We start from the raw sequence: 21266 nt of genomic DNA on the forward strand, positions 1-21266 counted from the left end.
CTAGGCGATTTGCTGCGCGGCTCCAAGCCGCATCAGCGCGGCCTCCATGGCCGTGTCGCTGTCCAGTGCCTCCGTGAAGCGCGGCCAGTCGGCAGGCGGTTGGCGGCTGAACCACGTATATTGGCGTTTGGCATATTGGCGCGTGGCGGTTTGGCCGGCCGCAAGCGCCTCTTCTGGCGTCAATTCGCCTCGCAGCAGCGCTGCAAGCTGCGGCACGCCGATCGCGCGCATGACGGGCAGGGCGGGATCGAGGCGGCGCTCCAGAAGGTGCCGCACCTCCTCCAGTCCCTCCGGGGACATCATTTCCGCGAAGCGCGCGTCGCAGCGGGCGTAGAGCCACTCGCGCGGCGACAGGAGGATGAGCGGCTGAAGCGCCACTTCCGCCGCAATCCCGCCGGTCCGCTCCTGCTGCCATTCGGTGATGCTCCGCCCGGTCGAGCGGACCACCTCCAGCGCGCGCGCCACGCGGGTCGTGTCGCTGGGGCGGAGCCGGTGCGCCGCATGCGGATCTTCGCGGGCAAGCGTGGCGAAAGCTTTCTCGACGGGTAGGGCGCGCACTTCCGCGCGGATAACCTCGCCGATCGGCGGCACCGGCGCGATTCCGTCGAGCAGAGTGCGGATATAAAGGCCCGTGCCGCCGACGAGGATCGGAAGCTGTCCAGCTTCGTGGGCATCGGCGATGGCACGACGCGCATCGGCCGCCCAGTCGGCTGCCGAAAAGGCCAGGGCGCCGTCGCGATATCCGTAGAGGCGGTGCGGCGCCCGAGCTTCCTCTTCCTGCCCCGGCCGCGCGGAGAGGATGCGAAGGTCCCTGTACACTTGCGCGCTGTCGGCGTTGATGATGACGCCATTCTGTCTTTCCGCCAGCCGGAGCGCGAGCGCCGACTTGCCGCTCGCGGTCGCGCCCGCGATAAGCGCGAGCCGCGGCAACGAAGAGGAATCCATGTTCATTGCGACCCTGATAGCAAAGGAGCGGCTGACGAGCGGCGATATTTCTGTCGCAGAGGGCGCGCTTCGTTCAGCATGGGTCGAACCGCAGGGGCGGAGCTGGATCGAGGAAGATATCGCCTGCGATCTCCTGTTCCCGACCCTGCCAAAGGCGGCGCGCGAGGCGCTGGAGGGGCTGATCCCCGGCTGTGACGTCATCGTCCAGGCGGAGGCGGGGCGGCGAAAGAAGCTTCTCGTCGCCGATATGGATTCGACCATGATCACCGTCGAGTGCATCGACGAGCTGGCCGATTATGCGGGGCTTAAGGAGGAGGTGAGCCGGGTCACCGACCGTGCCATGCGCGGCGAACTGGATTTCGAGGCGGCGCTGACCGAACGCGTGGCGCTTCTGAAGGATCTCGACGAATCTGTCATCGGCCGCTGCCTCGAGGAGCGGGTGGGGATAACGCCCGGCGCCATTCCGCTCGTCCGGACGATGAAGCGGGAGGGTGCACGTTCAGTGCTCGTCTCGGGCGGCTTCACCGCCTTTGCGAACGAGGTTGCCGAGACGATCGGCTTCGACCGCGCCATTTCGAACGAGCTTCAGGTCGAGAATGGCAGAATCACGGGCGAGGTGGGGCGGCCGATCGTCGGCGCCTATGCCAAGAGGGACGCCTTGTTCGATGCGGCGGCACTGGCCGGCGTCACCGTCGAGGAGGCGCTGGTGGTGGGCGACGGCGCTAACGACATTCCGATGATCGAAGCAGCGGGCCTCGGCGTCGCCTATCATGCCAAGCCCGCCACGGCCGCAGCGGCAGCGGCGCGCATCGAGCATAACGACCTCGGCGCGCTCCTCTACGCGCAGGGCTATGCCAGGCGGGAGTGGGAGGAGGCCTAAGCCTCCGGGCGGCTCATATCGGCGGTGATCGCCGCCAGCGCGAAGGCCACCGACCTTTCCGAACAATCAAGTGATAGGGCGATCCCGTCTGGCGCATGTGCGCGGACGGTGCCGGAGATGGTGCCTGCCTCGGGATGGCGAAGCTCGACGTAAGACCCTAGCTGCGGCCGTGCATTGGTCTCAAGGAATGCCTCGGCACCCGAAATCGTGCGGAGCGCGGCGGGCACGGGAAGCTCGGCCACAAGGATGCACATGCGGCGCTGCCGCCAGGGCGATGCCATCGCCGCATCCGTGAACTTCCATTGCAGACCCATGTGCACCCCCTTGCACGCGAACAAGGTGGCGCAAGTAAACGGAACAGGGCAAAAATTTCGTTAAGCAGCAGAAACGAGCGACGCCGCCACGTTCATGACGTCAATGGCGTCATGCAAAGGTGGCGTTAACCTGATTTTAGCAGCCGCCAGTGCATCTCCCTGCCCAAGAATATGGAGCCTTAAGGGGAAAACATGCGCGTTCTTGCTCTTTCGTCGCAAAAAGGTGGTTCCGGCAAGACCACTCTGTCCGGCCACCTGGCCGTCCAGGCGCAGCTTGCGGGCGCTGGGCCCGTCTGCCTTATCGACATCGATCCGCAGGGGTCGCTCGCCGACTGGTGGAACGAGCGCGAGGACGACATGCCTGCCTTCGCGCAGACGACGGTGGCCCGTCTCAGCGCCGACCTTGAAGTGCTCCGCCAGCAGGGCTTCCGCCTTGCCGTCATCGATACGCCGCCTGCCATCACCATGGCGATCCAGAGCGTGATCCAGGTGGCCGAGCTGGTCGTCATCCCGACCCGCCCGAGCCCGCACGACCTTCGCGCCGTCGGCGCCACGGTCGACCTCTGCGAACGCGCGGGCAAGCCGCTCATCTTCGTCGTCAATGCCGCGACGCCGAAGGCCAAGATCACCTCGGAAGCTGCCGTCGCCCTTTCCCAGCACGGCACCGTCGCTCCCGTCACCATCCATCACCGCACCGATTTCGCCGCCTCGATGATCGACGGCCGCACGGTCATGGAAGTGGATCCGGGCGGCAAGTCCGCGAACGAAGTGCGCGAGCTTTGGGACTATATTTCGGACCGGCTCGAAAAGACCTTCCGCCGCAGCGTCTTCACCGCGCCCGGCGCGCCTGCGGCCGCCGCGCACAGCATGGCTGCACCCCGCCCGATCGGTGGCTTCGGCCGCCGCGTCGTCGGCCAGTAAGGCGAGGGAGGTGTGCGTACGATGACCGAACCCAAACCTTTCGCGTCCCTGTCTTCGGGCCTGCTTGCCCGGAAAGGCATGGCGAAGCCGGCGATGCGCCCGCAAAGCTACGGCGGCGGATCGCTCGACGATCTCGGCTGGAACGACATGGGCCATGCCCGTCCCGTTCCGCAAATGCCCTCTCCCTACGAGGCGCCGCACGACGAGCATGTGCCGAGCCCGATCTCCGCGCTGACGCCGATGAACGGCGACTACCGCGTCGAGGATGAAGAGGATTTCGAAACGCCGCAGGTGGTCGAGCAGCAGCGCGCCATAGAGGCGACCTTCGGCACCGAACCTGAAAGCCCGCTTTCCGTGAAGGTGAAGAAGCCGGCCCTTCCGGAGCCGGAGCCCGAAGTCGAGGCGGCGGCCGAGGAAGAACTGGTGCTGGACCCGCCGATCGAAGCCGAAGCCGAAGTCGAGGCGGCGCCTGAACCGCTTCAGCAGGAAGAACAGAGTTTCGAGCCCATCAGGCTCGAGGCGCCGGCGCCGGTCGCGAAGCTTCCGAAGAAGCCCCGCGGCATCGTGTCGAAGGCCAAGGAAAAGGCCGCCTTCACGCTTCGTCTGGACGGCAACCGTCACCTGAAGCTCCGGCTCGCCTGCGCGGTGAGCGGCCGTTCGGCCCAGCAGCTGGTAACGGAAGCTTTAGATGAGCTGCTGCAGTCTCTGCCCGAAGTCGAGGCCCTTGCCGAGCAATTGCCCGCCAAGAAGGCCCGGAATTAAACGTCTGGAGTTAAGACGATGAGGAAGAGTTCGCTGTTCAAGATGGCCGCTTCGCCGCTGGTGCTCGGCATCACGATGGTCGGCTGCACCACCGCCCAGACGACGGCGTTCCGCCCTGCGGCCTCAACGCCGAAAGAGGCGAGCGCGGCCGAACGGGCGGCGAAGTTCGCCGATCAGGCGATGCTTGCAGCGCAAAAGGGCGATCTCGCCCAGGCGCTTACCCATGCCGAACAGGCGGTCGAGGTGTCTCCGCGCGATGTCGGCTACCGGATGATCCTCGGCGACCTCTACCTCAAGAACGGCCGCTTCCTCTCGGCCAAGACCACCTTCAACGACGTGCTGACGCTCCATGAGGAGAATACGCGCGCCCGCTTCAACCTCGCGCTGTCGCAGATCGCGCTTGGCGAGCGGCATTCGGCGATGGTCCAGCTCGACCGGCTGTTGGAGACGCAATCGCCGGCCGATCTCGGCCTTGCCTATGCGCTGGCCGGTGCGCCTGAGCGCGCCATCGAAATGCTTGAGCAGGCCGCGCGTACGCCGGAGGCCAATGCCCGCGTACGCCAGAACCTAGCGCTTGCCTATGCGATCGCTGGCGACTGGAAGCGCGCGCGCAACACTGCCTCGCAGGATCTTTCGCCTGCCGACCTTCCCGCCCGCATGGAGGAATGGGCGGCGTTCGTGACGCCAAAGGCGAATTACGATCAGGTCGCGAGCCTCCTCGGCGTCACGCCGGCGGACGATCAGGGTCAGCCGACCCGCCTCGCGCTTGCGCCAGAGCCGGCTCAGCCGGTGCAGATGGCTGCAGTGGAGCAGCCCGCGGCTCCTGTTATCGAACCGCAGCCTGTCGCCGAAGCGCCGGTCGTGGAGCCGGCCGCCGCGCCGGAGCCTGCCAGGGTCGAGTATGCTTCGGCGGCCAAGTCGCTGATCGCGCCGCAGCCGGCCGTGCAGAAGGCCGCGCTTCCGGCTTCCGCTCCGGTAGCCGCGTTCAAGCCGGCCGCCGCGAAGCAGAGCCTTGAGCCAAAGAAGACCGGCACCAGCCGCTACGTCGTCCAGCTCGGCGCCTACAAGTCGCCCGCGCTCGCCGCGGCCGCCTGGACCTCGGTCGCCAAGCGCTACGGCCTCAATGCCTATTCGCCGATGCGGGCGACGGTGCAGCTGCCCGGCAAGGGCACGTTCCACCGCCTGTCGGCCTCGGGCTTTGCAAGCCAGGCCGAAGCGCTTCGCGCCTGCCAGAATGTGAAGGCCAAGGGCGGCGCCTGCTTCGTCCGCAATGCCGCCGGCGACTCGCCGATCCGGCTCGCTTCGCGCTAAGCTATAGTTTCGCGGGGAACGGGCGGTGTCGGAGCGATCCGGTGCCGCCTTTTCTTTAGCGACGGTCCCGCGTCAGCACGTCAAGGCAGGCCATGCGAAGGGCGACGCCGTTTTCGACCTGCTCAGTGATGGCGGAGCGCTCCGGATCGTCGGCGACACTGCTTTCGATCTCGACGCCGCGGTTCATCGGGCCGGGGTGCATCACCAAAGCGTCGGGCGCGGCATGGCGCAGGCGCTCCCAGGTGAGGCCGTAGAGCGCATGGAAATCGCCGAGCGAGCCCGCCACCGCTTCCTCCATCCGCTCGCGCTGGATGCGGAGCATCATCACTACGTCGGCTCCCGCGATGCCCTCGTTGAAATCGGTGAAGGCGGGGATGCCGTCGAGGCGCCCGTCCTTCGGCAGCAGCATCTCCGGGCCGACCACGCGCACTTCCGCGCCGAGCATCGGCAGCAGCTTCAGGTTCGACCTAGCCACGCGGCTGTTAAGGATGTCGCCGCAGATCGCGACCTTCAGTCCCTCGATCCGCCCCTTGCGGCGCCGCATGGTGAGGGCGTCGAGCAAGGCCTGGGTCGGGTGCTCGCCACGCCCATCGCCCGCATTGATGACAGGGCAGTCCATCACCGCCGCCACATCCCGCGCGGCGCCGTCCTGCTCGTGGCGGATGACGAGGATGTCCGGCCGCATCGCGTTCAGCGTCAGCGCTGTGTCGATGAGACTCTCGCCCTTCTTCACGCTGGAGGCGGCGACATGGAAGTTCGCCACCTGTGCGCCGAGCCTTTTGCCCGCAATCTCGAAGGAGAAGAGCGTCCGCGTTGAATTTTCGAAGAAGGCGTTGACCTGCGTCAGGCCCGCCAGCCGGTCGTCCTGCTTTCGCCGCCCCCTGTTGAAGGCGATCCATTGCTCCGCCTCGTCGAGGAGAAAACGGATATCGTCTGCTGAAAGACCCTCGATGCCGAGGAGGTGGCGGTGCGGAAAGGCCGTCATCGAAGCCGGGGTCTAGCCCCGGCTCCGGCAATGCTCAAGGCCGCTAGCGGCGGAGGCGCTTCGTCTTGAATTTGGAGATGCTGCCGTCCGGCCGCGCGATGCAATCATAGGAGCGGCGCTGATAGGCCCGGTCGTAGCGAGAACCCCATTGGCCATATTGCGCCACCGGCTCGATATAGCCGCGGACCCGGAGGTTGCGGCGGCCCTTCGGCCTGACGTCCACAACGCTTGCGCTGCCGTAGCGGGCGGCCTGGATGCGACAGGCGCCGACCCCCAGGCTTTCGCGGGTGCCGCGAAGCATCTGGGACACCGCCGTCACCGCCTCGGCGGCAGCCGCGGCGCCACGTTCAATGTCTCCGGCGACGCCGCCCTGAGGCGGATAATATTGGCCCTGGGCCGGAGCGGAGACGATCAGTGCTCCGACCGCAGCGGCGAGAAAGGGTAAGGATCTCTTATGCATGGCGAATTCCTCTTGGAGAAGAAAGCTTCGCCGCCGATCCTGTTCCGCTTCCGTTTTACCAGCGCTGAATGCCTCTAGCCCATGGTGAGGGCGTCGATCGCGCCCTGCAGGATGTAGGCGGCGGCCATCTTGTCGACCAGCTCGGCGCGGCGGGCACGGCTCGCGTCGGCGTCTAGGAGAGTGCGGGTGACGGCCTGTGTCGACCAGCGTTCGTCCCAAAGGAGGATCGGGAGGCCAATTTGCTCCAGATTGCGTGCGAAGGCGCGGGTGGATTGGGTGCGCGGGCTCTCGCTGCCGTCGAGGTTCAGCGGCAGGCCGATGACGAAGCCCGCCGCCCGCTGCGCCTCGGCAAGCTGCCTGATCTTCGCCAGATCCACCGTGAACTTGGCGCGGTGGATGAGCTCGGCCGGGGTGGCGATGGTCCAGCCCGCATCGCAGAGCGCGACGCCAATCGTTTTGGTGCCGACATCCAGCCCCATCAGCCGCCCGCCGTTCGGCAGCGCGTCGCGAAAGGCGGGGGCGCTGGCGGTGATCACTGCTTGATGAAGCTCGCGAGGCGCCTTTCGGCGTCGGCCCGGACGTTCCGCCAGAACAGGGCGTAGTCGTAGACGTGATAGTTGTTGCCGGGGAGCACATAGGGGCCGAGGTCCGGTGCATCCTCACCGATGAGCAGGAAGCCGCGAATGTCGCATCGGGCGGGGACGCCGGGCGCCTTCAGCTCTGCGTCGGTCAGCTCCGCATTGGGTACCAAAGTGCCGAGATTGGACGTAGCGGGCGCTTCGCCGCCGGACGTGCCGGTCAACGGATTGACGCAAACCATCGGCGATCCGGCGCGGGAAATGCCGGTGGGGCCGCTGGAAGCGTCGTAAACCTCCGTCACCATCTGCGGGTCGGCGGGCTCGGCGAAGCTCTGCCAGCTTAAAATGCAGCCCGCCTGCTCCGCCGTCTCGCAGGCCGGGAGACCGAGTCCCGGCAAGTCCGCAGTCTTCGAGATCGGCCAACCCACCACATAGGCCGCGGCCACCCGCTTCGCTTCGGGCGACTTGCCGATCCTTTCCTGGATCAGGCGGAGGAGGTGGAGGCTGCCCTGGCTGTGCGCGGCAAGGATGATCGGGTGGTCCTTCGGCGCTTGGCCCAGGAAGGCGTCATAGGCCGCGACCACGTCGCGATAGGCGAAATCGAGCGCCTTCTGCGCGTCCGCCTTGGTGGTGAGGAAGGCGCCCATCGTCGCCTGCCGATATTTGGGCGCCCAGATCTCGCCGACATTGTTGAAGGCGCTCGCCTGATTCCGCACGAACAGGCGCGCCCGCTGCTGCGATTCCTCATCGGTGACGGGTGCGTTCCACCGGCCGCGTTCGAGGAAGGAGGTCGGATGGATGAAGAAAACGGAGGCTTTCGGCTCAGCGCCGCGCTCGATGCCCTGCGGCACCCACAAGGCCGGATTGTCGGCGATATCGGGCCGGGCGATCCACATCGACGCGTCGGCATAAGTGGCGCCTTCCGGCTGCGGCACTTCCTCGAATACTGCGGTCGGCACGAGCGCGGTCTTCATCAGCTCGTTGCCGAACAGGCGGTAGACGAGCGCGCCTGCAAGCACGAGCACGATCAAGCCCGCAATGATCCACAAGAAACGCCGTGCCAGCATCCGCTGCTCCCAAAGGTCGAGGGGCCCTACATCAGCATCCTTGCGGTTTGCGCAACCCTCCGCCTTGAAGGAGAGAGGGGCGGATGCTAGCGGGCCCTCCCATGTCCGTAGACGCAGCAACAGTCCGCCACGTCGCCAAGCTCGCCCGCATCGCCGTCAGCGATGGCGAGGTGGAGGCGCTCGTTCCCGAGCTTAACAACATCCTCGGCTGGATCGAGCAATTGCAGGAAGTGGACGTGGCCGGCGTCGAGCCGATGACCGCGGTCATCCCCAACACGCTCCGCCTCCGCGCCGATGAGGTGACCGACGGTGGCAAGCGCGACGAGGTGCTGAAGAACGCGCCCGTCGCCGAACATGGCTTCTTCGCCGTTCCGAAGGTGATCGAATAGTGACGGCCCTTACCGATCTCGGCGTCGCTGCGATCCGCGACGGCGTCCGCAATGGCGATTTCTCGGCGCGCGAAGTGGCCGAGGCGTTCAACGCCAATGTCGCGAAGGCGAAGACGCTGAATGCCTTCGTAATCGACACGCCCGAACATGCGCTAGCCGCGGCCGAGCAGGCGGACAACGATCGCGCCTCCGGCAGCCTGAAGCCGCTGTCCGGCGTGCCGCTCGGCATTAAGGACCTGTTCGCCACAAAGGGCTACCAGACCACCGCCGGCTCCAACATGCTCGGCGGCTTCGAGCCGACCTACGAATCCACCGTCAGTGGGAAATTGTTCGAGGCGGGCGCGGGCATGCTCGGCAAGCTCAACATGGACGAGTTCGCCATGGGCTCGTCGAACGAGACCAGCGCCTATGGCAACGTCATCTCGCCCTGGCGGCGGAGCGACGGCGGCAATGCGGCGCTAACCCCGGGCGGCTCCTCGGGCGGGTCGGCCGCCGCGGTGGCCGCGCGGCTAGCGCCGGGCGTCACCGGCACCGATACGGGCGGCTCGATCCGCCAGCCCGCCGCCTTCGTCGGCATCACCGGCATGAAGCCCACCTACGGCCGCTGCTCCCGCTACGGCATGGTCGCTTTCGCCTCCTCGCTTGACCAGGCGGGGCCGATGGCGCGGGACGTCCGCGACTGCGCGATCATGCTCGAAGCGATGAGCGGCTTTGACCCGAAGGATTCCACTTCGCTCGACTTGCCGGTGCCGCAGTGGGAGGCGAACCTCTCCAGCGACATTCGCGGCAAGCGCATCGGCATCCCGAAGGAATATCGCATTGAGGGCGTGCCGGAGGAGATCGACGCCGTCTGGGAGCAGGGCATCCAGTGGATGAAGGATGCGGGGGCGGAGATTGTCGAGGTCTCGCTGCCGCATACCAGATATGCGCTTCCCACCTACTACATCATCGCGCCCGCCGAGGCGTCGTCGAACCTCGCCCGCTATGACGGTGTTCGCTATGGCCTTCGTCAGAACCCCGACAGCGGCGGCCTCGCCGAAATGTATCAGGCGACCCGCGCCGCCGGCTTTGGCGCCGAGGTGAAGCGCCGGATCATGATCGGCACCTATGTGCTCTCGGCAGGCTTTTACGACGCTTATTTCAACCAGGCGCAGAAGGTGAGGGCGCTGATCGCCCGCGACTTCGAAAGGGTGTGGGGCGAATGTGACCTCCTGCTGACGCCAACCGCCCCGTCCGCTGCCTTCGCGCTCGGCGAGAAATCGAACGATCCGATCGCCATGTATCTGAACGACGTCTTCGCCGTGCCGGCGAGCCTCGCCGGCCTTCCAGCCATCTCCGTGCCCGCCGGCCTCGACAAGCAGGGCTTGCCCCTGGGCCTCCAGATCGTCGGCAAGGCCCTCGACGAGCAGGGGGTTATGAACGCCGGCCTCGCCTTCGAGGAACGCGCCGGCTTCACGCACCGCGCGGAGGCATGGTGGTAAATCTTCTGATCGATTTTGTCGGTTGGTTTTTCGTCGAGCTGCTTTTCGGCAGCAACAAAGAAGATAGAGACACAAAGCCGGAGCCTCTTCCGGCAGTGAAGCAGGTTGAAGATGACCGACAGTAGCTACCGCATCCAGGGCGCGACGGGCGAATGGGAGGTCGTGATCGGCCTCGAGGTCCATGCGCAGGTGACGTCGAAGGCGAAGCTCTTCTCGGGCGCCGCGACCGAGTTCGGCGCGGAGCCGAACACGCAGGTGAGCCTCGTCGACGCGGCGCTTCCCGGCATGCTGCCCGTCCTCAACGGCGAGTGCATCCGGCAGGCGGTGCGGACCGGCATGGCGCTTGAGGCGAAGATCAATCGCTGGTCGCGCTTCGACCGGAAGAATTATTTCTACGCCGATCTTCCGCAGGGCTATCAGATCTCGCAGCTCTACCATCCTCTGGTGGGCGAGGGCGAAATCCGCATCCTCCTCGACGAGAAGGACGAGAATAGCGCCAAAACCGTCGGCATCGAGCGCATCCATGTCGAGCAGGATGCGGGCAAGCTGATGCATGACCAGCACCCGAGCTTCTCCTATGTCGATCTCAACCGGTCCGGCGTTGCACTGATGGAGATCGTGTCGAAGCCGGACATGCGTTCTCCTGAAGAAGCAGGCGCTTACGTCCGGAAGCTGAGATCAATCCTTCGCTATGTCGGCAGCTGCGACGGCAATATGGAGCAGGGGTCGATGCGTGCCGACGTCAACGTGTCGGTCCGGAAACCCGGCGAGGAATTCGGCACCCGCACCGAAACGAAGAACGTCAACTCCGTTCGCTTCATCATGCAGGCGATTGAATATGAGGCCCGCCGTCAGGTGGACCTCATCGAGGATGGCGGAACGGTGGTTCAGGAAACCCGCCTGTTCGATCCCGACAAGGGCGAAACACGGAGCCTACGTTCCAAGGAAGACGCGCACGATTATCGCTATTTCCCGGACCCGGACCTGTTGCCGCTGGAATTGAGCGACGACTTCCTCGAGGAATGCCGCGCCAGCCTGCCCGAGCTGCCCGACGCCAAGCGCCGCCGCTACGAGCAGGAGCTTGGCCTTTCGGCGTACAATGCGTCGGTGCTCACCGCCGAGGTAGAAACCGCCCGCTGGTTCGAGGAACTGCTCGCCGCCACCGGCAAGGCGGGGCCGGAGATCGGCAAGGCGGCGTCCAATTGGGTCATCTCCGACCTGTTCGGCGCCTTGAACCGGCTCGGCAAGAGCATTGAGGAAAGCCCGGTCAGCCCCGCCCAGGGCGCGGAGCTCTTAAGCCTCGTCGCCGACGGCACGCTCTCCGGCACGCTCGCCAAGCAGGTGTTCGAGATCATGCTCGAAACAGGCGACGATCCGGCGAAGATCGTCGAGGAGCGCGGCCTCAAGCAGACCAGCGACACGGGCGAGATTGAGAAGGTGATTGCCGGCGTGCTTGAAGCCAATGCCGACAAGGTCGCGGAATATCGCAGCGGTAAGGACAAGCTGTTCGGCTTCTTCGTCGGCCAGACGATGAAGGCCATGGGCGGCAAGGCGAATCCCGGCGTCGTTAACGACCTTCTGAAAAAAGCCCTGAGTTAAAACACTTAGGCGAAATTCTGTTCAGCCACGGTTAGGAACGCAGCCGTTAGGGATGCGTTTCCCACCCACGCCTAAACTGTGCCTACCGTTCCCGAACGAGCGGGGGCCGTGACAGGAGGATGCCATGCGCAGGCGTGCCTTGATTCTGCTTACCGCCGGCGCGATGGCGCTCGGCGGCTGCGTCCAGACCCGGCAGTTCGCCGATGTCCAGTTCCAGCCGCCGCAGGGCGACTACGATCTTCTTCTGATGCGGCCCGATGTCAGTGTCGGTGAAGTCACCGCGGGCGGGCTCGTTCAGCCGCGCGCCGACTGGACCGAAACCGCGCGCGCCCATCTCCTGCAGGCGCTCCGGGCGCAGCAGACCGCGCGGGGCGGCCGCACCCTCGTCGCCGAGACGCGTGAATCGATCCCCGGCGTCAATCCGCAGACGGTCGCCGATCTCGAGCGGCTCCACTCTGCGGTCGGCAATTCGATCGCGCTTCACAAATATATGGGCGCCGACTTGGCTACGAAGCGCGGCCGGAGCCTCGACTGGACGTTGGGGCAGGAGGCGGTGCGCCTCGGCCAGGCGACCGGCATGGATTACGCGCTGTTCCTCTACGCGCAGGACAGCGTCGCCTCGTCCGAGCGTGTGGCCCTCCAGGTGCTCGGCATCGCCGGCTGCTTCATCGGCTTCTGCGCGCCTCAGGGCGGCGGCGGCCAGATGGCCTATGCTTCGCTCGTCGATTTGAAGACCGGCGATGTCGTCTGGTTCAACGTGCTCCAGACCGGAAGCCAGCTTCCCGGCGTCGCGTTCGGCGACATCCGCACGCCGCAGGGCGCCGCGCAGATGGTGGATCGCCTGATCGGCCGCATGAAGGCCGGCAAGGAAGTGCGGAGGGCGCAGGCGCGATGAACGAGATGAATCTTACCCGCCGCTCCATCCTCGGCGGCTTCGGCTGCGCCTGCTGCATGGGAATGGTCGGTGCCGCGCAGGCGCGCGTGACGCCAGCCGAAGTCGATCCGATGATCGGACCCGGCCACCGGCCGACCGACAAGGACGAGCAAGGCATGTGGCAGCTCTACGAGCGGGCCGAGCGCGACATTGCGGATTCCAACCTGCTCATCAAGGATCCGGGCCTCACCCGCTACCTCGGCGGCCTTGCCGAGAAGGTCGGCGGCCCGACCGCGAAGGACATGCGCGTCTACCTGGCGCACATCCCCGAATTCAACGCATTCATGGCGCCCACCGGCTTCATGGTGGTCTTCACCGGCCTTCTCACCCGCATGCGGGACGAGGCGCAGCTTGCCGGTGTGATCGGGCACGAGGCTGGCCACTTCCTCCGCCGCCACCATATCCGCGGCTGGCGCGACACGAAGCGGAAGAGCGATATCCTTACCGTTCTGTCGATGGGTGCCGGTTTGGGCGGCGCCGCGACCGGTGCTTATCTCGGTGACTGGGTCCGGCTTGCGGGCATGGGGACCATCTTCTCGCTCGCCGCCTACAGCCGCCACATGGAGGCGGAAGCCGACGCGCTCGGATTGAAGCAGATCGCCCGCGCCGGCTACGATCCCAATGCCATGCCTGAAACCTGGGAGCAGCTGATCGGCGAGATGCGCGCCACCGCGCGTATGCGGCGGAAGCTGCCGCGCCGCGAAGGCTCGCTCCTCGCGACGCACCCGGCGCCGCAATCGCGCATGACCGACCTTCGCATCTCCGCGCAGGAGGTGAGGGGGCTCGGCACCGGCGCGGACCGCGGCAAGGACCGCTACATCCGAGCGCTCGGTGCGCACCGGAAGACGCTGCTCGAGGATCAGGTGAAGCTGAACGACCCGGGCGGCAGCCTCTACATCCTGAATAGCCTCGCCGCCGACGGCTGGAACGGCCTTCTCCGCTTCTATGAGGGCGAGGTTTGGCGGCTTCGCGGCGAGAAAGGCGATAATCAGCGCGCTGCCGAAGCCTACGCCGCCGCGATCGCCTATCCCGATGCGCCGCCGGATGCGTGGCGCTCGCATGGTTATGCCCTCATCAAGATGGGCAGGGGCGATGAGGGGCGCCGCGCGCTTCAGCGTTATCTCGCTATGGCGCCGAATGCGCCTGACGCGCCGATGGTCCGGCAGACGGTTGGACTCTAAGGGAGGACAAATATGCGGAAACTACTCGCTTCATTCGTCGCCCTCTCGTTGCTCGCCGGCTGCTCAAGCGGCGTTGGTAGCGGCCTCGGCGGCATCGGCACCTATTATCGCCTCATCAAGCCGCAGCCGCGCACCGTCGCACGCGGCACGATGATCGTTCAGCCGACCATTGCCTGGAACCAGATCCCGCGGGGTCCCTACGACATCTCGCGGGAAGAGAATTGGACCCTCAACGGGCCTTATCTCGACGGCCTCTCATTCATCGGCGGCCTCGGCAATAACGAGCGGATCGTCTACCAGCGCCGGAAGGCGGACCGGAAGGTGCCGAATTTCTATTCGAACATGACCCCGCAGGACATCGCGGACATGATCGAAAGCTTCTACATGATTCGCGCAGGCTCGGTGCGGTTCGACGTGACCGCGCTCCAGCCGCGGGCGTTCCTCGGCCAATCGGGCTTCCAGTTCGACTATAACCACCTCGGCGGCGACGAGGTCGAGCGGCAGGGAAGGGCGGTCGGCGCCATCATCAACGGCCGCCTCTATCTCGCGCTCTTCGACGCGACGAAGCTTCATTATTACGGAGCGGGCATCGGCGAGTTCGAACGGATCGTTCAGTCGGCGCGCCTCCGCCGCTGAACCTTCTCTCCTTGCCCTTGCGGAAGAGGCTGTTATAGGAGCCGCCGACCGGCGGCCCGGCGGGCGTGGCGGAACTGGTAGACGCGCTGGATTTAGGTTCCAGTATCGAAAGATGTGGGGGTTCGAGTCCCTTCGCCCGCACCAGCCGCCAAGACTCAAGGCCGTCCAGTGGACGGCCTTGGCTGGCGGCTCCCCGAGCGCAAGCGAGAGGGCGACCCGAAGTTCCGCTAGAGAAATCCTTGAAGTGAAGGTTTGAGCATCGAAATGCAGACTGTCGAGACGTTGAACGAGGGCCTGAAGCGCGCCTACAAGATCACCATTCCGGCCAAGGACATCGACGCCAAGGTCGATGGCGAGCTGAAGAAGATCGCGCCGCAGATCCGTATGCCCGGCTTCCGCCCCGGCAAGGTGCCCGCCAATCTCGTCCGCAAGATGCACGGCGAAGCGCTGCAGCAGCAGGCGCTCGAAACTGCGGTCCAGGAAGGCGTCCAGAAGCTGATGACGGAGAAGAAGCTCCGTCCGGCGATGCAGCCTGCCGTGAACCTCGAGGAAAGCGGCGACGGCAAGGATGCGGTCGTTACCGTCGAGCTTGAGACCCTCCCCGACGTTCCGGCACCGAAGATTGACGGCCTGAAGCTCGAGCGGCTGAGTGTCGAACCCGGCGAAGATGCCGTCAACGATGCGCTGAACCAGATCGTTCAGGGCCAGAAGAGCTTCGATCCCGCCCCCGCCAAGCACAAGGCGCAGAAGGGCGACCTCGTGATCATGGACTTCGTCGGCAAGGTCGATGGCGAGGCGTTCGAAGGCGGCACGGGCGAAGGCATGTCGGTCGAGATCGGCTCCGGCCGCCTCATTCCCGGCTTCGAGGATCAACTGATCGGCGTGAAGGCGAACGAGCAGCGCACGCTGAACGTCACCTTCCCGGAAGATTACAACGTCGACCACCTGAAGGGTAAGCCGGCGACGTTCGATGTCACCGTGAACGAGGTGCAGACGCCGCGCGAGACCAAGGCGGACGATGAATTCGCCAAGGCCATGGGCCTCGAAGGCATCGACCAGCTCCGCGAACTCATCAAGGGTCAGCTTTCCCAGGAGCTGAACGGCCTTACCCGCACCCACATGAAGCGGAAGCTGCTCGACCAGCTCGCCGCGGACCACGACTTCCCTGTGCCGCCGTCGATGGTCGATGCCGAATTCAACCAGATCTGGGCGCAGCTCGAACATGAAGCGAGCCACGAGGCCGATCCGGAAGCCGCCCGCAAGGAAATGGAAGCCGAGCGCGAAGATTATCGCGCCATCGCCGAGCGCCGCGTGCGCCTCGGCCTGCTCCTCTCCGAAATCGGCCAGCAGAACGGCGTTGAAGTCTCCCAGCAGGAGATGAACCAGCTCATCATGCAGGCGGCGCAGCAATATAAGCCCGCCGACCGCGAGCGCTTCGTTCAATATGTCCGCCAGGAGCCGATGGCTGCCGCGCAGCTCCGCGCGCCCTTGTTCGAAGACAAAGTCGTCGACTTCCTCTTCTCCAAGGCCGAGATCAGCGACCGCACCGTGACCCGCGCCGAGCTTGAGGCGGAGATCGAGGCCGACGTCGACGGCCACGTTCACGGCCCCGACTGCAACCATGATCACGATCATGGCCATGCCAAGCCGAAGGCGAAGAAGGCCGCGGCCAAGAAGGCGGACGAAAAGCCTGCCGCCAAGGCCGCCGAGGACAAGCCTGCCAAGAAGGCAACCCCGAAGAAGGCGGAGGCCGAAGCGCCTGCCAAGGAAGCCAAGGCTGAAAAGCCCGCCAAGGCGGAAAAGGACAAGCCCGCCGCCAAGAAGGCTCCGGCCAAGAAGAAGGCCTGAACCTTGCCCAGCCGCCGCCTTTCTTCCTAAGAGGGGCGGCGGGCGAATGGGGGTGGCATGACGAACGGCGACACGGACGGACTAAGGATCGCCGTCCTTCTTCCCTGCTATAATGAGGAAGCGGCGATCGCGCAGACGGTCGAGGCCTTCCGCGCCGCTTTGCCGGCCGCCCAAATCTACGTTTACGACAATAACAGTCGCGATCGGACCCGTGAGGTCGCCGCGGCCGCGGGCGCGATCGTCCGTACCGAGCGGATGCAGGGGAAGGGCCATGTCGTCCGCCGCATGTTCGCCGATATCGAGGCCGACATCTATGTGATGGCCGACGGGGACGCGACCTACGACGCCTCCGCCGCGCCCGATCTCGTCCGCCGTCTCGTCGACGAGCGGCTCGACATGGTGGTCGGCGCGCGGAGGAGCGAGGTCGAGGAGGCCTATCGCCGCGGCCATCGGCTCGGCAACCGGCTCTTCACCGGCATTCTCGCAAGTCTGTTCGGCCGCACCTTCAGCGACATCTTCTCGGGCTACCGCGTCTTTTCTCGCCGCTTCGTCAAAAGCTTCCCGGCCCTGTCACGCGGCTTCGAGACCGAAACAGAAATCAGCGTCCATGCGCTGGAGCTTGCCATGCCCGTGGGCGAGGTCGTCACCGCCTATGGCGCCCGCCCGGAAGGCTCGGAATCGAAGCTTTCCACCTATCGCGACGGCTGGCGGATCATGCGGACGATCCTCCACCTGTTCCGCATCGAGCGCCCCGTCCTCTTCTACGGCGGCTTCGGCTTAGCGCTTGCGGCGTTCGCAGTGGTGCTCGGCATCCCGCTCGCCATAACTTATGCCGAAACCGGCCTCGTGCCGCGCTTCCCCACCGCCATCCTCATCACCGGCCTGATGATCGTTGCCTTCATGAGCTTCATGTGCGGCCTCATCCTCGACACCGTCGTCCGCGGCCGCCGCGAGGTGAGGCGCCTCCATTATCTGAGCCTCCCGGCGGTGGGAGAGGGGCGGGACTAGCCGTCGTCGGCTTCGACCGAGGGTACGAAGCTAAGCTGAGCGAAGCGCCAGGCGCGCTCCTTGTCGCCTGGCCAGATTGCCTCCAGGTCGATTGGGAGGTCCGGTGGGCGGCCGACGATCTGCGCCCGGATGACGCGGCCCGTTTCGCGGAGCCGCACCGGCGCGCCCGGGAACAGCCGCTCCAGCTCGTCCTTCAACTGCTGCGCCTCGTCCGACACTTCGTCCTTTTCGAGCGTCCGCGGCGCGCCGTCGATGAGCTCGGCCGTAGAGGCCCTCAACTCGCTGATCCCGTCTTTGAGGATACCGAACGAGATGAAGCCGGCCGCAGCCGCATCCGCCCACCAGAGGCCGAAGCCGATGCCGATCACCCCGCCGATCGCGGCGAGCCCGGTCATCCAGTCCGCCTTCTGCATGTCGGCGTCGGTGTGCAGCACCTTGTCATTGATCGTCCGCGCGACAGGGAGCTTCATCCGGCCGAGGATCATCGAGGGGATGGTGCTCCACAAAAGAACCGCGATCATCGGCCAGCCCATCCAGATGTCGCGGCCGAAGACCCGCATCGTGCCCACCGTCGGATGCTCCGCCATGACGAGCGTCATCACCGCTTCGAATAGGAGGTAGAGGCCCATCAGGGTCAGTGCCACGGCCGAGACGACGAAGGCGACGCCGTTTACCCTGTCGAAGCCGAACGGGAAAGCCTCAGTCGAATGCTTGCGTTCAAAACGGGCGGATAGAAGAAAAACGAGGGGTGGGATGAAGCCAAGCATGTCCTCGATCCACACGGTCTTCATCGCCTGACTGGAGCCCATGACGAGGGCCATCAGAGGAACGACGGTGACAAGCCAGGCGAGCGTCCAATATTCGAGCTTTTTCGCACGCGCAATCCCGGCTTCGACATGGGGCGGATACTCGCGGCTCATTGCGCCTCCGGGGCGACGTTCCGCGCTTCCCGCTCTACCAGCCCGATCCAGGCATTCTCCCCGTTCATCATGACGGGCGCGAGGTGAAACTCCACCTTCTTGTGCATCTCGCGGCGCAGGGGCGGCCCGATGGTGACTAGCCGCGCCCATGGGCTTTTCTTTTCAAACCGGCCGATGACGAGGTCGAGGTCGCCTTCCTCAAGCCGGTTGAGCAGCGGCTCGGCATCGCCGCGCACGATCCGCGGCTCGGCACCGGTCCGGACGCTGATCGCCTGAAGCAGCCGCGCCGCCTCTGAGCCGTCACCCGCTTCCCCCAGGGGAGCGACGAGGCCGACGCGAAAGCTCTTCTCGCCCTGGACGCGCTTCAGCGTGCCCTCTGGATCGCGCGGATAGTCACCGCACGATGTGGCGAGAAGCACCGCTAAAATACTGGAAACCTTCAATCTCATTTCGGCCACAGAACGCTGTGTCGGTGGCGCTGTTCCGTAAAGGCATTTGTTCAATACCTGCGGGAACTACTTAGGACTGCGGCCGTTGAGCGGCCATGAAGTTCGAAAACGTACAAAATGAATATCTTAGCCGAGGCTTCGTGCGTCCAGGCGCGGCCGTTTCCAGTCGGCAGCGCCCAAACACGTACCGTGCCGGAAAGCCGCGCCGGGTCCTGCCTCTGGCGTTCCTTGCGGTCGTTGCCACTGTTTCGGCCATGGCAATGGCGGGTGAGTTCTTCGACGATGTCTCCGGCGACCGCTACGCGGTCGAGATCCTCCGCGACGCTCTTCGCAGCTGAGGCTTGAAGCCTCTCCGTCTCAGAATACCCGCGTCAGCCCGATCGTGAACTGCTTATAATTGTAGGCCAGCCCTGACGTGGTCGGCGTCTCGCTGTAGAGGAACGAAGCGTTGAACGCCCATTTGCCCCGCGCGGGGCTGGTGAACTGCGTGTTGAAGTAGCTCGATCGCCGCCAGTCTTGCTCCGAATCCCGCTGCGTGCCGATGCCCGCGGCGACGAGGTAGCGCCAACCCTCGACTTGGCGCCTCAGCTGCAGGACCGGCAGGATCTGAGCATACCAGCGGGGGGAGTAGTAATCGAACTCGCGCGGATCGCTGTTGCGGAAAAGACGGGTTCGGATCTGGCCGCTAAGGCCCCATTCCGGCTCGATCACGTGCACATAATTCGCCCGAAGATGGGTGCGGACATTGTCGCCGCTGAATTCCTGCACACCTCCCAACAGGGTGAAGGTGTTGCGATCGTCCACCGGCAGGTCAACGGCCGCGCCGGCGAAGGTGTAATAGATGCCGCGCTTCAGGCCCTGTGGCGTCTCGACGATCTCCCGCTCGATGAAATATTCCTGCCGTACCGGTGCATTATTGTGGATCGCGGCGGCGCCAAGCACCGTGTCGCCATCCGTCCCGATCCGGCCGTTCCAGTTCCAGTCGCCGCTCCGGTCGGCGCCGCGGAGATAGACGCGCTCGCGCTCGCGGCGGCCCTGGCCAAACGGGTCGAACCAGGCCTTCTCGATACGGACGCCCTGATAGCGGTCGGGCGCTTCATACCGCCAATCGAGGTTCAGGCCGAGGCGTACGACGCCAGTTTGGTCGGCATCGCCGGAGAGGAACAGGTCCATGCCGGCAGCGCCGGAAGGCGCCGCTTCGGTCTTCCCTGCGGTCTGGCCCGCCGCCGCCTGCGCGGACAGCAGCAGAAACGCGGCTAAAGACGCTTTTGAACCGATCATTTGGTACCCCATTTCTTGGTGCGGCCCATCATCTCCGCCACATAGCCCCAGACGCAGACGGGCTGCATGGCGAGCGTGTAGACGAAGAGATAGAAGAACAGGCCGCCGAAATTGTGCCGGAGCTCGATGCCTTGCTTGCGAACCATGCGGGTCTGAACGCGGTAGATAACGATGTTCCAAAGCCCGGCGAGCGGAAGCACGGCGAGCGTCAGCGGGCCGGCAATCCAATAGATGCCGAAGAAGATCGCAGCGATGATGCCGGGGATGAAGATGAAGGTGAAGGCAAGGTCGAGCGGCAGGAACAGGAGATTCCACCAGATGAACATGGTCGACATCCGCCGCTTGAACAGCAGATCCTCATGGTGGTGCAGCGCCTCGATCATGCCCCGCGACCAGCGTTTCCGCTGAAGCGCGAACTGCCGGAAGGTGGTGGGCGCGTTGGTGAAGACGACCGCATCCTCGGCGTAGCCAATGCGGTAATCCTTCTTGAGGAGCGCCCAGGTGAGGACGATGTCCTCGCCGACGCATTCGGGCCAGCCGCCGACCGCCTCCAGCGCTTCGCGGCGATAGATCGAAAAGGCGCCCTGCGCGACGAGCGTGCCGTGATACATGCTTTGCATTCGCTTAACCGCCGCGATGCCGTGGAAGTAGTCCCACTCCTGCGCGCCAGTGATGAGGTTCCGGCGCGCATTCCTGACCAGCACCGCGCCTGCAACCGCGGCCGTTTCCGGCGGGTCGGACAGCAGCCGCTCGACAATATCGGTGAGCGCGTCCTGCCGGAGGTGGGAGTCGCCGTCGATCGTGACGATCAGGCCGTGGCTCGCCTCCCTTAAACCTTCGTTCAGCACCACCGATTTGCCGCGGTTCGCCGGGAAATCGAGCACCCTTACCGTCGTCGACGGTGAGAAGATCAGCCGCTTGCTGGCTGCCTCCGCGAATTTCACGGTCCGATCGGTCGAGCCGTCGCTCAGCACCAGGATTTCAATGGCCCCGAGGTAATCCTCATTGGCGAGGCTCGCCAGCGTGTGCGCGATTGCCTCCTCCTCCTGATAGGCGGCGATGAGGACGGTGACACCCGGATAGAAAGGCTGTGGCGCCCGCGGCGGCCTGCGGTCGAGCAGCAGCGACGTCACCAGGAAGGCGTTCATGAAGCCCGGCACATAGGCAACGAAGGTCACCGCCACGAGCGCGAACAGCGGATGCGTCGCGGCGCCGAGGTCGATCTTCCACCGATCGGAAACCCAGATGCTGAACATCGTCCATGCGAACGCCACGAAAAGAGCGATCGCGAACTTCGTCCGGACGGAAATGCGCACG

The 21266-nt window shown here is 65.3% G+C and carries 23 protein-coding genes and 1 tRNA gene; 14 read left to right on the forward strand and 10 right to left on the reverse strand.

Features of this window, described 5'->3' with window-relative positions; all coding sequences use genetic code 11:
- A complete protein-coding gene (gene miaA, locus VGD10_RS00825) occupies window positions 1-945 on the reverse strand; it encodes a tRNA (adenosine(37)-N6)-dimethylallyltransferase MiaA (RefSeq protein WP_331038912.1) in 945 nt (314 codons plus the stop codon).
- On the opposite strand from miaA, the gene serB reads away from it, so the two are divergent.
- Window positions 944-1825: a phosphoserine phosphatase SerB gene (gene serB, locus VGD10_RS00830; RefSeq protein WP_331038891.1), complete on the forward strand. Its 882-nt coding sequence runs from the start codon at window positions 944-946 to the stop codon at window positions 1823-1825. The two genes, miaA and serB, sit on opposite strands and share 2 nt — an antisense overlap.
- Here the strand turns inward: serB and VGD10_RS00835 are convergent.
- Window positions 1822-2139: a hypothetical protein gene (locus tag VGD10_RS00835; RefSeq protein ID WP_331038892.1), complete on the reverse strand. Its 318-nt coding sequence runs from the start codon at window positions 2137-2139 to the stop codon at window positions 1822-1824. The two genes, serB and VGD10_RS00835, sit on opposite strands and share 4 nt — an antisense overlap.
- Before the next feature lie 192 nt (window positions 2140-2331).
- Here VGD10_RS00835 and VGD10_RS00840 point away from each other — a divergent pair, with 192 nt between their 5' ends.
- Genes VGD10_RS00840 through VGD10_RS00850 form a run of 3 tightly spaced genes read left to right on the forward strand, consistent with a single transcriptional unit; the run spans window position 2332 to window position 5133 of the window.
- Window positions 2332-3060: a ParA family protein gene (locus tag VGD10_RS00840; RefSeq protein WP_331038893.1), complete on the forward strand. Its 729-nt coding sequence runs from the start codon at window positions 2332-2334 to the stop codon at window positions 3058-3060.
- Window positions 3061-3081: 21 nt separating this feature from the next.
- The gene (locus VGD10_RS00845) at window positions 3082-3822 is read left to right on the forward strand and encodes a hypothetical protein (protein WP_414639486.1); all 741 of its coding nucleotides are present in this window, start codon (window positions 3082-3084) and stop codon (window positions 3820-3822) included.
- Between the two features lie 18 nt (window positions 3823-3840).
- Entirely contained in the window at window positions 3841-5133 is a 1293-nt protein-coding gene (locus tag VGD10_RS00850) for an SPOR domain-containing protein (protein WP_331038894.1), read from the forward strand.
- A 55-nt stretch (window positions 5134-5188) separates the two neighbouring features.
- On the opposite strand, the gene VGD10_RS00855 is transcribed toward VGD10_RS00850, so the two are convergent.
- From VGD10_RS00855 to VGD10_RS00870, 4 genes are all read right to left on the reverse strand, one after another.
- On the reverse strand, window positions 5189-6118 hold the full coding sequence (locus VGD10_RS00855) for an aspartate carbamoyltransferase catalytic subunit (RefSeq protein ID WP_331038895.1): 930 nt from the start codon (window positions 6116-6118) through the stop codon (window positions 5189-5191).
- 43 nt (window positions 6119-6161) lie between these two features.
- Entirely contained in the window at window positions 6162-6578 is a 417-nt protein-coding gene (locus VGD10_RS00860; protein ID WP_331038896.1) for a hypothetical protein, read from the reverse strand.
- 74 nt (window positions 6579-6652) lie between these two features.
- Window positions 6653-7114: a Holliday junction resolvase RuvX gene (gene ruvX / locus VGD10_RS00865; RefSeq protein ID WP_331038897.1), complete on the reverse strand. Its 462-nt coding sequence runs from the start codon at window positions 7112-7114 to the stop codon at window positions 6653-6655.
- Entirely contained in the window at window positions 7111-8220 is a 1110-nt protein-coding gene (locus tag VGD10_RS00870) for a DUF3089 domain-containing protein (protein ID WP_414639487.1), read from the reverse strand. Before VGD10_RS00870 ends, ruvX begins: the two co-directional genes overlap by 4 nt.
- Window positions 8221-8324: 104 nt before the next feature.
- Here VGD10_RS00870 and gatC point away from each other — a divergent pair, with 104 nt between their 5' ends.
- From gatC to VGD10_RS00915, 9 genes are all read left to right on the forward strand, one after another.
- Window positions 8325-8612: an Asp-tRNA(Asn)/Glu-tRNA(Gln) amidotransferase subunit GatC gene (gene gatC / locus VGD10_RS00875; protein WP_331038899.1), complete on the forward strand. Its 288-nt coding sequence runs from the start codon at window positions 8325-8327 to the stop codon at window positions 8610-8612.
- Window positions 8612-10093 (forward strand): Asp-tRNA(Asn)/Glu-tRNA(Gln) amidotransferase subunit GatA, encoded by a 1482-nt coding sequence (gene gatA, locus VGD10_RS00880; RefSeq protein ID WP_331038900.1) that lies wholly within the window; start codon window positions 8612-8614, stop codon window positions 10091-10093. Before gatC ends, gatA begins: the two co-directional genes overlap by 1 nt.
- A gap of 111 nt (window positions 10094-10204) precedes the next feature.
- A complete protein-coding gene (gatB, locus tag VGD10_RS00885) occupies window positions 10205-11692 on the forward strand; it encodes an Asp-tRNA(Asn)/Glu-tRNA(Gln) amidotransferase subunit GatB (protein ID WP_331038901.1) in 1488 nt (495 codons plus the stop codon).
- A 124-nt stretch (window positions 11693-11816) separates the two neighbouring features.
- Entirely contained in the window at window positions 11817-12587 is a 771-nt protein-coding gene (locus VGD10_RS00890) for a hypothetical protein (protein ID WP_331038902.1), read from the forward strand.
- Window positions 12584-13807 (forward strand): M48 family metallopeptidase, encoded by a 1224-nt coding sequence (locus VGD10_RS00895; protein WP_331038903.1) that lies wholly within the window; start codon window positions 12584-12586, stop codon window positions 13805-13807. The genes VGD10_RS00890 and VGD10_RS00895 overlap by 4 nt, the downstream gene beginning before the upstream one ends.
- A gap of 12 nt (window positions 13808-13819) precedes the next feature.
- Entirely contained in the window at window positions 13820-14443 is a 624-nt protein-coding gene (locus VGD10_RS00900; RefSeq protein ID WP_331038904.1) for a hypothetical protein, read from the forward strand.
- 59 nt (window positions 14444-14502) lie between these two features.
- Window positions 14503-14587, forward strand: a tRNA-Leu gene (locus VGD10_RS00905).
- A 120-nt stretch (window positions 14588-14707) separates the two neighbouring features.
- Window positions 14708-16291, forward strand: a complete 1584-nt coding sequence (gene tig / locus VGD10_RS00910) for a trigger factor (RefSeq protein WP_331038905.1) — start codon at window positions 14708-14710, stop codon at window positions 16289-16291.
- 57 nt (window positions 16292-16348) lie between these two features.
- Window positions 16349-17299: a glycosyltransferase family 2 protein gene (locus tag VGD10_RS00915; RefSeq protein WP_331038906.1), complete on the forward strand. Its 951-nt coding sequence runs from the start codon at window positions 16349-16351 to the stop codon at window positions 17297-17299.
- Here VGD10_RS00915 and VGD10_RS00920 read toward each other — a convergent pair.
- A complete protein-coding gene (locus tag VGD10_RS00920) occupies window positions 17296-18219 on the reverse strand; it encodes a cation diffusion facilitator family transporter (RefSeq protein WP_331038907.1) in 924 nt (307 codons plus the stop codon). The genes VGD10_RS00915 and VGD10_RS00920 overlap by 4 nt on opposite strands.
- Window positions 18216-18668: a hypothetical protein gene (locus tag VGD10_RS00925; protein WP_331038908.1), complete on the reverse strand. Its 453-nt coding sequence runs from the start codon at window positions 18666-18668 to the stop codon at window positions 18216-18218. Before VGD10_RS00925 ends, VGD10_RS00920 begins: the two co-directional genes overlap by 4 nt.
- 95 nt (window positions 18669-18763) lie before the next feature.
- Between VGD10_RS00925 and VGD10_RS00930 the strand changes: the two genes are divergently transcribed.
- Window positions 18764-19006, forward strand: coding sequence for a hypothetical protein (locus tag VGD10_RS00930; RefSeq protein WP_331038909.1), 243 nt, complete (start codon window positions 18764-18766; stop codon window positions 19004-19006).
- Window positions 19007-19025: 19 nt separating this feature from the next.
- Here VGD10_RS00930 and VGD10_RS00935 read toward each other — a convergent pair whose 3' ends face one another.
- A complete protein-coding gene (locus VGD10_RS00935) occupies window positions 19026-19949 on the reverse strand; it encodes a hypothetical protein (RefSeq protein WP_331038910.1) in 924 nt (307 codons plus the stop codon).
- The coding region (locus tag VGD10_RS00940) for a glycosyltransferase (protein WP_331038911.1) at window positions 19946-21266 on the reverse strand (1321 nt) is incomplete at its 5' end. The genes VGD10_RS00940 and VGD10_RS00935, both read right to left, overlap by 4 nt.

This window comes from Allosphingosinicella sp. (assembly GCF_036402135.1).
Taxonomy (GTDB): Bacteria; Pseudomonadota; Alphaproteobacteria; order Sphingomonadales; family Sphingomonadaceae; genus Allosphingosinicella.

Coding starts and splice junctions, on each gene's coding strand:
- serB (WP_331038891.1), top strand. CDS start 944: ATGTTCATTGCGACCCTGATAGCAAAGGAGCGGCTGACGAGCGGCGAT.
- miaA (WP_331038912.1), bottom strand. CDS start 945: ATGGATTCCTCTTCGTTGCCGCGGCTCGCGCTTATCGCGGGCGCGACC.
- VGD10_RS00835 (WP_331038892.1), bottom strand. CDS start 2,139: ATGGGTCTGCAATGGAAGTTCACGGATGCGGCGATGGCATCGCCCTGG.
- VGD10_RS00840 (WP_331038893.1), top strand. CDS start 2,332: ATGCGCGTTCTTGCTCTTTCGTCGCAAAAAGGTGGTTCCGGCAAGACC.
- VGD10_RS00845 (WP_414639486.1), top strand. CDS start 3,082: ATGACCGAACCCAAACCTTTCGCGTCCCTGTCTTCGGGCCTGCTTGCC.
- VGD10_RS00850 (WP_331038894.1), top strand. CDS start 3,841: ATGAGGAAGAGTTCGCTGTTCAAGATGGCCGCTTCGCCGCTGGTGCTC.
- VGD10_RS00855 (WP_331038895.1), bottom strand. CDS start 6,118: ATGACGGCCTTTCCGCACCGCCACCTCCTCGGCATCGAGGGTCTTTCA.
- VGD10_RS00860 (WP_331038896.1), bottom strand. CDS start 6,578: ATGCATAAGAGATCCTTACCCTTTCTCGCCGCTGCGGTCGGAGCACTG.
- gatC (WP_331038899.1), top strand. CDS start 8,325: ATGTCCGTAGACGCAGCAACAGTCCGCCACGTCGCCAAGCTCGCCCGC.
- gatB (WP_331038901.1), top strand. CDS start 10,205: ATGACCGACAGTAGCTACCGCATCCAGGGCGCGACGGGCGAATGGGAG.
- VGD10_RS00890 (WP_331038902.1), top strand. CDS start 11,817: ATGCGCAGGCGTGCCTTGATTCTGCTTACCGCCGGCGCGATGGCGCTC.
- VGD10_RS00895 (WP_331038903.1), top strand. CDS start 12,584: ATGAACGAGATGAATCTTACCCGCCGCTCCATCCTCGGCGGCTTCGGC.
- VGD10_RS00900 (WP_331038904.1), top strand. CDS start 13,820: ATGCGGAAACTACTCGCTTCATTCGTCGCCCTCTCGTTGCTCGCCGGC.
- tig (WP_331038905.1), top strand. CDS start 14,708: ATGCAGACTGTCGAGACGTTGAACGAGGGCCTGAAGCGCGCCTACAAG.
- VGD10_RS00915 (WP_331038906.1), top strand. CDS start 16,349: ATGACGAACGGCGACACGGACGGACTAAGGATCGCCGTCCTTCTTCCC.
- VGD10_RS00920 (WP_331038907.1), bottom strand. CDS start 18,219: ATGAGCCGCGAGTATCCGCCCCATGTCGAAGCCGGGATTGCGCGTGCG.
- VGD10_RS00925 (WP_331038908.1), bottom strand. CDS start 18,668: ATGAGATTGAAGGTTTCCAGTATTTTAGCGGTGCTTCTCGCCACATCG.
- VGD10_RS00930 (WP_331038909.1), top strand. CDS start 18,764: ATGAAGTTCGAAAACGTACAAAATGAATATCTTAGCCGAGGCTTCGTG.
- VGD10_RS00935 (WP_331038910.1), bottom strand. CDS start 19,949: ATGATCGGTTCAAAAGCGTCTTTAGCCGCGTTTCTGCTGCTGTCCGCG.